Source organism: Alkalibacillus haloalkaliphilus C5 (assembly GCF_000269905.1).
Lineage (GTDB): Bacteria > Bacillota > Bacilli > Bacillales > Alkalibacillaceae > Alkalibacillus > Alkalibacillus haloalkaliphilus_A.
In genome coordinates this window covers 1-11,268 of the sequence record NZ_AKIF01000001.1, presented here as the reverse complement: position 1 = coordinate 11,268, position 11,268 = coordinate 1, and the positions used below count along the sequence as shown (strand labels likewise).

15 protein-coding genes are annotated in these 11,268 nt (G+C 37.6%); 10 read left to right on the top strand and 5 right to left on the bottom strand.

Going from position 1 to position 11,268, the window contains the following annotated elements; all coding sequences use genetic code 11:
• Positions 1 to 56 precede the first annotated feature (56 nt).
• Positions 57 to 224, top strand: a complete 168-nt coding sequence (locus tag A194_RS20150) for a hypothetical protein (protein WP_017184844.1) — start codon at positions 57 to 59, stop codon at positions 222 to 224.
• Positions 225 to 629: 405 nt separating this feature from the next.
• Here the strand turns inward: A194_RS20150 and A194_RS0100070 are convergent, their stop codons facing one another.
• The 5 genes from A194_RS0100070 to A194_RS0100050 all read right to left on the bottom strand — a co-directional run bounded on the left by A194_RS0100070 (position 630) and on the right by A194_RS0100050 (position 4,592).
• Entirely contained in the window at positions 630 to 1,136 is a 507-nt protein-coding gene (locus A194_RS0100070) for a sigma-70 family RNA polymerase sigma factor (protein WP_017184842.1), read from the bottom strand.
• A gap of 293 nt (positions 1,137 to 1,429) precedes the next feature.
• Positions 1,430 to 2,257 carry a spore coat protein GerQ gene (gerQ, locus tag A194_RS19580; RefSeq protein WP_017184841.1) on the bottom strand — a complete coding sequence of 276 codons (828 nt, stop codon included), beginning with the start codon at positions 2,255 to 2,257 and terminating at the stop codon, positions 1,430 to 1,432.
• A gap of 50 nt (positions 2,258 to 2,307) precedes the next feature.
• Entirely contained in the window at positions 2,308 to 2,730 is a 423-nt protein-coding gene (locus A194_RS0100060) for a cell wall hydrolase (protein WP_017184840.1), read from the bottom strand.
• A gap of 204 nt (positions 2,731 to 2,934) precedes the next feature.
• Entirely contained in the window at positions 2,935 to 3,678 is a 744-nt protein-coding gene (hemQ, locus tag A194_RS0100055) for a hydrogen peroxide-dependent heme synthase (protein ID WP_017184839.1), read from the bottom strand.
• An 80-nt stretch (positions 3,679 to 3,758) separates the two neighbouring features.
• Entirely contained in the window at positions 3,759 to 4,592 is an 834-nt protein-coding gene (locus A194_RS0100050) for a lipoate--protein ligase family protein (RefSeq protein ID WP_017184838.1), read from the bottom strand.
• A 147-nt stretch (positions 4,593 to 4,739) separates the two neighbouring features.
• Between A194_RS0100050 and pcp the strand changes: the two genes are divergently transcribed.
• The 9 genes from pcp to A194_RS0100005 all read left to right on the top strand — a co-directional run bounded on the left by pcp (position 4,740) and on the right by A194_RS0100005 (position 11,111).
• Positions 4,740 to 5,354, top strand: a complete 615-nt coding sequence (gene pcp, locus A194_RS0100045; protein WP_017184837.1) for a pyroglutamyl-peptidase I — start codon at positions 4,740 to 4,742, stop codon at positions 5,352 to 5,354.
• Positions 5,354 to 6,061 (top strand): 5-oxoprolinase subunit PxpB, encoded by a 708-nt coding sequence (gene pxpB / locus A194_RS0100040; protein WP_017184836.1) that lies wholly within the window; start codon positions 5,354 to 5,356, stop codon positions 6,059 to 6,061. Before pcp ends, pxpB begins: the two co-directional genes overlap by 1 nt.
• A 14-nt stretch (positions 6,062 to 6,075) precedes the next feature.
• Complete coding sequence (locus A194_RS0100035; protein WP_017184835.1) at positions 6,076 to 6,834, top strand: LamB/YcsF family protein; 759 nt, start codon at positions 6,076 to 6,078, stop codon at positions 6,832 to 6,834.
• 33 nt (positions 6,835 to 6,867) lie between these two features.
• On the top strand, positions 6,868 to 7,773 hold the full coding sequence (locus A194_RS16720) for a 5-oxoprolinase subunit C family protein (RefSeq protein WP_017184834.1): 906 nt from the start codon (positions 6,868 to 6,870) through the stop codon (positions 7,771 to 7,773).
• A 96-nt stretch (positions 7,774 to 7,869) separates the two neighbouring features.
• A complete protein-coding gene (locus A194_RS0100025) occupies positions 7,870 to 9,168 on the top strand; it encodes an HD domain-containing protein (RefSeq protein ID WP_017184833.1) in 1,299 nt (432 codons plus the stop codon).
• A 12-nt stretch (positions 9,169 to 9,180) separates the two neighbouring features.
• Entirely contained in the window at positions 9,181 to 9,675 is a 495-nt protein-coding gene (locus A194_RS0100020) for a YwgA family protein (protein WP_017184832.1), read from the top strand.
• A 52-nt stretch (positions 9,676 to 9,727) separates the two neighbouring features.
• The gene (locus A194_RS20145) at positions 9,728 to 9,898 is read left to right on the top strand and encodes a hypothetical protein (RefSeq protein ID WP_017184831.1); all 171 of its coding nucleotides are present in this window, start codon (positions 9,728 to 9,730) and stop codon (positions 9,896 to 9,898) included.
• 72 nt (positions 9,899 to 9,970) lie between these two features.
• Positions 9,971 to 10,456 (top strand): hypothetical protein, encoded by a 486-nt coding sequence (locus A194_RS0100010; RefSeq protein ID WP_017184830.1) that lies wholly within the window; start codon positions 9,971 to 9,973, stop codon positions 10,454 to 10,456.
• 88 nt (positions 10,457 to 10,544) lie between these two features.
• Complete coding sequence (locus A194_RS0100005) at positions 10,545 to 11,111, top strand: NADPH-dependent FMN reductase (RefSeq protein ID WP_017184829.1); 567 nt, start codon at positions 10,545 to 10,547, stop codon at positions 11,109 to 11,111.
• The last annotated feature ends 157 nt before the right edge of the window (positions 11,112 to 11,268 follow it).

Sequence of the window (11,268 nt, the reverse complement as noted above, 5' to 3'; positions counted from 1 at the left end):
GTGAGTAGGCCAAGCCTCCATGTCGTCTTTCATAGGCGAGAGAGGAGGTGATGCCTATGAGCGATCGAATATGGACGCTAATGTTAATAGTTATAACTATAACATTCGTCACCCTCGAAGCTCAGTTTATTGTCATACCATTTATGTTTTTCGTAAATGGTGGCAAAAAGAAACTACCTTGCTTATGCCGGAAGCAAGGTAGTCAGGAATCTTCATCAAGATAGTGCAGCCTACGCCTTGTACGGGCGGATACTGCTTATGGGGTAGGGTGTTAGTTGCACCCTATCTCTTTTTATTTTATGTTTTAACAAAAAATGTATACATAATCTTATACTTTAAATATAATGATGTTTTTCACTAATGTCAATTGAAGTACCTAATTTAATTTGTTTGAGAAATATTAATCAAACGTTTGATTAATATTAACGCTTCTTATAATTATACTTGTGCGTTTCGATATATTTTGTTTGCAGATCTTTTATTATTGCTTCTTTAATCATAGGTTCTAACATCTAATCGCCTCCGTTTTTTGTTCTAACTTAATTTTAAGGTAGAACGAGAGAACGCTAAACAGTACGGAGGTCGAATTATAATAGTGCTTCAGGCTGAAATAATAATCCTTCTTTTGCCTAAGTTGTGTAATAGTCTTCCAAAGCTGAACGCAACTTTCTCTTTGCGGCTTGTCCCCATCCTTTAACTGCATCAACTGTTGTATGTTCCTGCTCAGCAATTTCTTTCAAGGAGTACCCTTTTAATATTCTTTTTTCAATAAACAGCCATTGCTTATTACTTAAGTTTTGACGAACAGTCGTCCAAAAGTGTGGATCGAAATGTTCGATTTGTTTGTTAAACGCTATTTGGTGGTCTAAATATTCGTCAACCGTTTCTCGATCATGTACTCTTTTATGTTTACGAATCTTATCAATTAAGCGACTTCGAATGTGAATCGTAGCCATCTTGGGAAATGTCGGGTCATGACCATATTTCAGGTAAGCTTCCCATAATGCAGTAACCCCTTCTTGATAAAAATCACCTTCATAATCTTTAATGAAAAGCTTATGGATTTGATAATGAATCATATTGTTGTATTGTTTTAAAAGGTCTTCGAATTGCTCGTCTGTTAAATGGTTGTCCATAGTTTAAAACCTCAGTCACAGGACAGTTCAAACTCCCCATATACTTTTTTAAAAATGTTAAGTTGTTTTGTCACTTGGGCGAATAAAGTAAACTGGCAAGGAAGTTTGAATTTTCTTACAAAAAATTGATCGAATTTGTAAAAACAAGCTGTTTTTATCGCTTTTGTTGGTTTTTGATCGAATGTGTCTTAGGCTGTATAATTGGTCAAAATAACTCTCATATGTAAAATCGATCAAACAAGTAAAAAAGTGTTAAAAAAGCAGCCAACTGAAATGACAGTTGGCTGTTTTCATTAGACAAACGGGTAATCATAATTAAGTTCTTCATAAAATTGTACGTAATCTAAATAGATCATTAATAGTAGATACCAATTTCCGCTTTCAGGGTCTTCAACTACAATATGGTCTTTACCTGCCTCGCGTACGATTCCTTCAAATATCATGGCGTTCCACTCATCATTGTTTTCAAACGTCATATAAAATGTCGCTTGCTTTCCTTCATTCAGGCGCAAAATGTTCTCAATGAAAGAACGTTCACGTGGAATACCAGGTTGCGGCTGCGTAGGTTGTTGCGGTTGCATAGGCTGTTGCCCATTTTGCATCCACGGTGGCATCCCTTGACCAGGCCCCATGCCCCCCGGTTGTTGCATACCGCCTGGCTGTTGCATACCAGGCCCCATGCCACCTGGTTGTTGCATGCCCCCCGGCTGTTGCATACCAGGTCCCATGCCCCCCGGTTGCTGCATGCCCGGCCCTTGTTGCATACCACCCGGTTGTTGCATTCCACCACCATATGGAGGCATACCTCCGCTTTGTCCTTGTTGACCACCCCACGGTTTATTACCTGTTGGTTTGTAGTCAGGCCCTTTCTTGTCGAAACCTATACCAGGTGCTTTTGGTGATTGGCCATACTTAGGTGGCATTTTATCACCGTATTTTGGCTGGTGGCCTTTTTTATCCCCTGGATGTTTCTTGTCTGGGTACCACCCTTGTTTAGATTCCTTAGGATGATAAGGCTTCTTTGCGGGTTGCTTATGAGCATCCCCTTTTGGCTGTTTTGGTGTCTTGGATCTGTTTGCTTCACTTTGGTTTCTTTCATGATTGTTATTTGACTGATCCAAAAAATCAACCTCCCTCAATTATTTAAAAAATTAAATTAATAACTCTTAACTTAATGAATTTCAGGACATTCGCCCGGAAACGGCTCATAAAAACAATGGGCACCAAAGTCTCCAGCGTATGGCTGACCAAACCATTCAGGCGGACAATCTCCTGGAGGTCTGAAAAACCATAGTGAAAATCGTCCAGGATGAATCCGGTCACCTTGAACTGCTCTTCTCGCAAGGCGAATTTCCTTTTCGCGTGCACGTTGATAAAAATAGGACTCTTGAATAGCTTCAAATCCACCAGGGGATTGATAAATCATATCTGGTAAAGATCGAACTTCTTCAAAGTCTAGGCAATCTCCTATGACTCGATTAACGCCAACGTTTCCAACTAAGAGCATACCTTGTTCTCCGTCCTCTTCGGCCTCGGCACGCATGAGGCGGGCGAGTTCTCTAAGCTGCGCATCTGTATAAGATATAAGTGCCAATTAACCACCACCTCTTTTAATCAATATCCATCACTATTTCATGTATATGTAGAAGTTGGGAAATGATGATTGCCTAAATGAAGAAATTTGTCTGGACAAGTTATAAAGTCGTATATTTTGTAGGACATGTTTTCAGACAAAGCGGGGGAGCGGAAAAAAAAGCCTTAAGTCAACGAGTGACTTAAGGCTTTTAAAATATACTTTTTATACATGCATGACTTTTTCTAACTCTTCACGTTCTTTGCGATGTCCAATATAGAAGGAGCCAAACTCTGCAAAGCGAGCGCTCACTTCATCAAAACGCATTTCATAAATTAATTTCTTAAATTGTAATGTGTCATGGGCAAATAATGTTACGCCCCATTCCCAGTCGTCTAAACCTTGACTTCCTGTAATGATTTGGCGAACGTGTCCAGCATATTTACGACCTGTCATACCATGTGTATACATTAGCTTTCCACGGTCTTCTTTAGACATCATATACCAATTGTCATCACCATCACGACGCTTGTCCATTGGATAGAAGCATACGTGATTCCATTTAGGTAAAATAGGCTTTAATCGCGCTTGAATTTCTGGGTCTGTGTCTGGGTCTTTTCCTTGTGCCATATAAGTTGAAAGTTCAACAACAGACACGTAAGAATAAGGTTGTGTAAAGAACTCAGCCATTTTTGTTTTATTAAGTGATGTTTCTAACTCTGTTAACTCTTCCATTGTTGGTCGAACGTTTAAAAATAGTAAGTCTGCTTTATGGCCGACAACTGTATAAAAACCAAAGCTACCTAGCTTGTCAGATTCAACATCTTGCCACGACGCCATTAAGTGATTGAGTTCACTAATAGCTTGTTCGCGCTCTTCTGTACTTGCTTTTTTCCAAGCTGTCCAATCGACTTGTCTAAAGTCATGTAGCATATACCAACCATCTAAAGTTTCTACTGCTTCTGGCATGTATGTCACTCTCCTTAAGTCTCTTGTATTGTTTCCAACAATAATATATCACAAGCTGCATTAGAGGTTAAAAGATATGGTTATGAACGTTTTGTTAACGAAAGGTCTTTATTGCGTTTTTGCATTAACTCTTGCCTTGATTCATACCAGTTTAATTCTTGCTCGTTTAACGGCTGGTGAATAACATCAATTTGTTCAGAACTGAGGCGATTTAAAATTTGCTCTTTTATTTGTGAGACGGTTATTTTTTTATTTAATAATTGTTCTAGTGATGCCATTACTTCTGGGTTAACGTTAGGATAATTAAATTTCGTTTGTTCACCTTTTAAAGACTTGTTGTAAAACTGCTTGAGTAGTTCTGCACGTTCGCTCCCATCGCCTTCAACACATAAATAAATTTGTACAGCTGACCCATTTTTCACTCGTCTCTGTGAGATGCCGGCAAATTTTTTTCCATTAATACTTAGATCATATGAGCCGGGGCAGTACGACTGTTCGATTTCATAAGCTTCAATTATTGGCTCTTCATCTTGGAATAACCATTTTATGAATTCGACCATTGCTTCATACCCATCATGTATGTCGCTTTGCTTTGTGTCAGGGAAAATTAAAGATATGTTTAACACCCCTTCATCTAACGCAACAGCAAGACCTCCAGAATTACGAATGATCACATTATAACCTTGTTCACTTAAATAATGAACGCCATCTTGTATATGCGGTAAACGACTGTCAGGAATACCTAAAACGATTGTTGGTTCATGAACCCAATAGCGCATAACGGTTTCCATTGACTGACTGACAGATAAGCAAAGGGCATCATCAGTTGCGAAGGACTGTGAAATGGTTGATAGGCTAGGATCACTATGATCTATAAACCTTATTTGATTAATGTCTAACAATTTATGATTCATCTCAGATCGTTCCTCTTCATATAAGCTGTCTTATATTATAACAAATCGTTGCAAGAATAGAAAAAGCACGGGTAAAGAAACAGTTACAAATTACTCGGTATAAGTGCTAAAATAGAAACAATATTAAGAAAAATTGAAGGTGATTAAATGAAAAAGTTATTATTAACAGGATTTGAACCATTTTTAAATTTTAAACTAAACCCAACGATGGAAGTCGTTAAGCACTTAGATGGAGATACGATTAATGGTTATGAAGTTGTGACTAGAGTATTGCCAGTTGATTTTTCAACGAGCGGGAAAAAATTGCTTAAAGCAATTGAAGAAACTAAGCCTGATGCGATTGTGTCACTTGGCTTGGCTGGAGGTAGGGCCAAAGTAACGCCTGAAAGAATTGCGATTAATTGTAACGATGGTGGAGAACCGGATAATCATGGGCGTATTCCAAGTGGAGAACCAATTGTTGAAGGGGGATCTGATGGGCTGTTTGGTACGTTACCGATTCATAAAATGGTAAATGAGTTAAAGGAAAAAGGGTATCCAGCTGAAATTTCTAATTCTGCCGGGACATATTTGTGTAATCATGTTATGTACCAAACTTTAAATTATATTGAAAAACAAAATAAAAGAATTCCAGCTGGGTTTATTCATATACCGGCTTCTCACGAGTTGGCAATAGAACATGGGAAAGTACCTAGTTGGTCACAAACAGATTTAAATGAAGCGGTTTCAGTTTGTTTAACTTGTATAAAGGATGAACATTAATGGATTATTCATTACACCCATTAGGTAATCAAGCTTTAATTATTACGTTCGGTGATGAAATATCAAAAACATTGCATGAGAAAGTAATAGCAACTTATAAAAGTTTGAAGCGTGCTCACATTCCATATGTGACAGACCTAGTTCCTACATACCGTTCTGTGGCTGTTTATTATAATTGGCGAACGGTGTCATACTTTGAGGTTGAACAATGTGTTCAAGATATATTGAAAACTGTTCAATTAGAAGAAGGTTTAAGAGAACAAAAGGTTATTAAACTACCTGTCTGTTATGAGGGTGAGTTTGCCCCAGATCTTCAATCATTAGCTGAGTTTCACACGATGTCTCAACAGGAGGTGATTGAACGACATAGTGACCCAAATTATTTAGTTTATATGGTAGGCTTTTTACCTGGTTTTCCGTATTTAGGTGGATTAGATGATAAACTTGAAACACCACGCTTACAAACTCCGCGTGCAGAAGTACCCCGAGGTAGTGTAGGCATTGCAGGTAAGCAAACAGGGGTTTACCCAGTGTCATCACCAGGAGGTTGGCACATTATTGGCAATACACCGATCAAACTGTTTGATGTTAAACGAGAACAACTTGCTTTGTTTGAAGTAGGTGATCAACTGAAATTCTACTCAGTAACACGTTCAGAGTACGATTGGATTGATGAGAAGGGGCGTGTTGAAGACTTTATTCACTAAAGGTGGGGCTAAGTTTGAAAATTGATATTAATGCTGATTTAGGAGAGAGTTTTGGCCAGTACACTTTGGGTGATGATGAGAAGCTGATGGGTGTTATTACATCAGCTAATGTTGCTTGTGGTTATCATGCTGGGGATTATCGCACGATTCCACAAGCGATTAAACTGGCAAAAGAGGCTAACGTAGCTATAGGGGCTCATCCTGGATATCCAGACTTACTCGGGTTTGGTCGACGAAACATGGACATTCCGGCTGAAGAAGTTTACCAGTTAGTCGTTTATCAAATTGGAGCAGTAAAAGCTTTTTGTATGGTTGAAGGCATTCAATTACACCACGTTAAACCACATGGTGCTTTGTATAACGAAGCGGCTAAAAATCGAAACCTAGCATTAGCGATCGTACAAGCAGTAAAAGATGTTGATCCACAATTAGTGTTGTATGGTTTGGCTAATAGTCAATTAATTGAAGCGGCTAAGAAGCTAGATTTAGCATACGCTTCTGAAGTATTTGCAGATCGTACGTATACAGAGGAGGGTCTTTTAACTTCCCGTCAATATGATGGTGCAGTGCTTACTAGTCTAGAATCAATTAAAAAACAAGTAAGTGAATTGATTTTCGAAGGAGTAGTGACGACTGCTACAAATAAGAAGATACCAATGCAAGCAGATACTCTTTGTTTTCATGGGGACGGACAGTCAGCTTATCATCATGCTAAAGCTATACGTGATATGTTAGAAGCAAACCGTGTTAATGTGCAAGCAATTAATTATTAATCAAACGTTTGATTAAAATGTTAGGTGATGTGAATGGAACAATTAATTCAAGTCAGTAAACCAGGTTTGTTTCTATCTGTTCAAGATTTAGGAAGGCCTGGTTATCAACATTTAGGTGTGCCAGCCTCAGGTGCAATGGATCGTTATGCTTTAATTATGGGAAATCGCCTATTAAATAATGAAGATGGTTTTGCCGCACTTGAGATTACGTTTGGTGGCACTGAATTGACTTTCAAATATGATACTGTCATTTGTGTCACGGGTGGGGATTTAGCAGCGCATATTGACTATGAACCTGTTCCTTTATGGGAAACGATCAAAGTTCAACAAGGGCAGCAATTAATTTTTGAAAGACCAATCCAAGGTATGAGGGCTTATCTTTGTGTTGCTGGAGGCATACAGTCAGAGGTGTGGCTAGGTAGCCAATCTACTTTTGAGAAAGGAAAAATGGGTAGTAGGTTAGTAGAAGGAGACGTTGTTAAAGTAGGTCAAGTTGAAGGTGATCAGCCTTCTTTTAGTTCTTTGCGTCGGGATTTACGCCCTATACTAACGAAAAAAGTGACATTAAGGGTCATTGCAAGTCAGATGGAACTCGAGTTCACAACTGCTTCTGTATCAAAATTCTATCAATCTAGTTACGTATTTAAAAAAGGTGACCGTATGGGGTGTATGTTAGAAGGCGCCCCTTTAGTCCATAATAGTACGGCTGATATCGTGTCGGATGTTGTTACTTATGGAACCATTCAAGTTCCAGCTGATGGTCAGCCCATGATTTTGTTAGCTGACAGTCAAACAACTGGTGGTTATACTACTATAGGCACCGTTATTTCTGCTGACCATTGGAAACTTGCCCAAATGGCTCCAGGTACAACCGTTCAATTCGAAAAAGTGTCAGTTGAAGAAGCGGAGTGGTTGCAACAATTATGGCAACAATTTTAATTATGATTAGATTTAAATAGAGAATCTGTTTTATTTAAACTCGAAAAAAGCTATAATAATTTTAAGATGTAGAGATTGATAGAAAGGTCGGGAAAAATGGCATATCGTGATGAAAAATTACATGAAGAAAAGGTGTTTAAAGACCCTGTTCACCGCTATATTCACGTCCGTGATCGAGTGATTTGGGACTTGATTGGTACACCTGAGTTTCAGCGTCTGAGACGAATTAAACAATTAGGTACGACGTATTTAACTTTCCACGGTGCAGAGCATAGTCGTTTTAATCATTCTTTAGGTGTATATGAAATTGTGCGCAGAATTATTGAGAACTTCCGTGACCAACCATTTTGGGATGATGATGAACGCTTATTATGTTTGTGCGCTGCGTTGCTTCATGATTTAGGGCATGGACCGTTTTCTCATTCGTTTGAGAAAGTATTTGATTTGGATCATGAAGACTTTACGAGAGCGATTATTCTAGGTGATACGAAAGTTAATGAAATTTTACGTCGTGTAGATGAAAACTTTCCCCAAGATGTTGCCGATGTTATACATAAGACATATTCAAATAAATTAGTAGTCAGTCTCATCTCCAGTCAAATTGATGCTGATCGAATGGATTACTTACAACGTGATGCATACTTCACTGGAGTAAGTTATGGCCATTTTGATATGGAACGCATATTACGTGTCATGCGTCCTATGGAAGATCAAATGGTTATTAAAGAAAGCGGTATGCATGCTGTAGAAGACTACATTATGAGCCGATATCAAATGTATTGGCAAGTTTATTTTCATCCGGTAACGCGAAGTGCGGAAGTTATATTATCTAAAATTTTACATCGAGCTAAAGAATTATATATAGCCAATGAATATGAGTTCAAGCTGAAACCGACGCACTTTGAAAGCTTCTTCTTAAAAGAAGTGAGCTTAGAGGACTATTTAAAGTTAGATGAGAATGTGGTAATTTATTATTTCCACATATGGAAAGAAGAAGAGGATGCAATCTTATCTGATTTGTGTCGTCGATTTGTTGATCGCGACTTATTCAAATATGTTGAATTCGATCCTGGTAATCAATATAAAGAGCTAATCGACTTAAAAGAGTGTTTTAATGAGGCAGGAGTTGATCCTACCTATTATTTAGAAGTGGATTCTTCATCTGATTTGCCGTATGATTTCTATCGACCTGGTGAGGAAGAAGAACGTCTTCCAATTCACCTACAATTACCGACAGGTGAGTTAAAAGAGCTATCACGTCAATCTGATATAGTTGAATCGATATCAGGTAAGAAACGAACAGATCATAAATTATATTTTGCTAAAGATTTAATAGAGCAACTTCCAGAAGAAAGCGACATCAAGAAGCGGATATATGAAATTTTGAAAGGGTAAGGAGTTGTGTTCATGTTAGAGGATCACGCGAGGCTAATGGCGTTTTTTGAACAAGCACAAGAAGTAGTAGGTCGTAAAAGACTGCAAAAAATGGTGTATATCTTAAAAAAGTGTGGCTTTGATTTTTCTGAGCGTTATTCATTTCATTTTTATGGTCCTTATTCTGAAGAATTATCTACACGAATTGAAGAGCTTTGTAATTTAGGTTTCTTAGATGAAGCGAAAGAAAAAGAAAAAGGCTATTATCAATATCGTTATCATTTAACAGACCGTGGTGCAGGCTTCCTAAGTGAATCTGGTGTCACGACATCGAATATGGGCTCAGTTATTCAAAAAATGGACGAACAAAGCTCAAAATTTTTAGAGTTAGTATCGACAATGTTGTATTTTGATAACTTCTCTAAAGAAGAAATAGAAGATAAAGTGCGTACAGTTAAAAGCCAACAGAACTATACTGAAGCGGATTTTGAAGAAGCATGGCGCTTTATTCATGATATGAAACACTAGTATAAAGAAGGGGTGGGTAACCTCTTCTTTTTTGTATGGAGGATTTTTAAAGATGATGAATGTTATTGCGTATTTAGCTTACTTATTAATTCCGCCTATATTGGTAGGTGTTGTCGTCTTCATAATAGTTGATGTTATTAGATGGCCTAAACAGATGTATTCGTGGTTTATTTTAGCTGGGTTGGTGGCTGTAATCTTTCTAATATTATCAACATGGTTTTAAACTTGGCTTTAGTCTAATTCCCCTTCCGTTTTCATAAAATATGAAAAACAGTTGATGGTGGAGGGGATTTAGTTGAAGAAACTGTTAGGTCGACCAACGTCTTTATTAATTATTATTACAGTGCTAGTCTTTGCTATGTTTTTACAAGTTGGATCGATGAGTACCCTTCCCGGACAACAGGTAGATTCCGTGAACCGAGCATTACCATTTATGGTTTTGTTAATCGGTTTATTTTTTTACTTAGTCTATTTATGGTATGAATTTTTGCGACCGTATGTATTAGGTCATTGGTTAATTATATCGGCGATTTTTGTATCAGTTCATTGGGGTATTGCGATCAGTTACCAGCAGAAATCTATTGAAAAATATCGTCAGCAAATAATAGATTTATTCGAAAGTCAGTTTGGTTACATTGATTGGGATTATATTGATTCTGTGTCAACATTATTCTTATCTAGTCATATGAATCACCAATTGTATAATGTTAATACATTTCTTATGTATATGAGTCTGTCTTTTTTTACTGCGATTGTTTTAGTCTATAAATTAGGTGAGTAAAACTGGTGTGGACAAGCAAGATGTTTGCGCTTATAATATGAAACATTTACGATGAAATTAATAGACTTAATATAGGAGTGACATAGTTATGGATCGTCAAATAAAAATCGTAGGTGTTTGCGGTAGTTTACGCAAAGACTCAGTTAATAAAAAATTATTAGATTTAGTTAAAGCAATGCTTCCAGAGAACGTTGAATATGAGTATGCAGATTATTCAGATGTTCCAGTATTTAATGAAGATATAGAAAAACCAGTTCCTGAAAGTGTACAAAGGTTAAAAGACCAAATTGAAGGTGCAGATATTGTTTTGTTTGCTACACCTCAATATAATGGTTCGTACTCAGGGCCTTTAAAAAATGCAATCGATTGGATGACTAGACCAGCTGGAGATAATTCAATCGGAGGAAAAGTAGCTGGTGTGATTGGTGGTACACCAGGACAGAGTGGAACGATTCAAGCACAGCTTCATTTACGTGAAGTGTTAAGCCACTTAGGTGTTCAAGTACCTGCACAACCACGTGTTATGATTAGTGGTATTTATGATATGTTAGATGACAATGGTAACCTTCATTTGCCGGAATTCGAGGTTGAAAATTATAAAAAGATGCTAGATGCACTATTTGTTCAAGTTGAAGCAAAATTAGTTCGTGCATAAGCTTAGTGAAAGTCGAATGGATACGATCCGTTCGGCTTTTTTTGTGGCTCTAAAATATTTGTTAGGGAGAGCGGATCGCCTGGTACCAACGGTTCAGGTAAGAGATACACAACCTTTTAAGTGAAAAAATGTACAGCTACGTTGGACGCTTTTACCC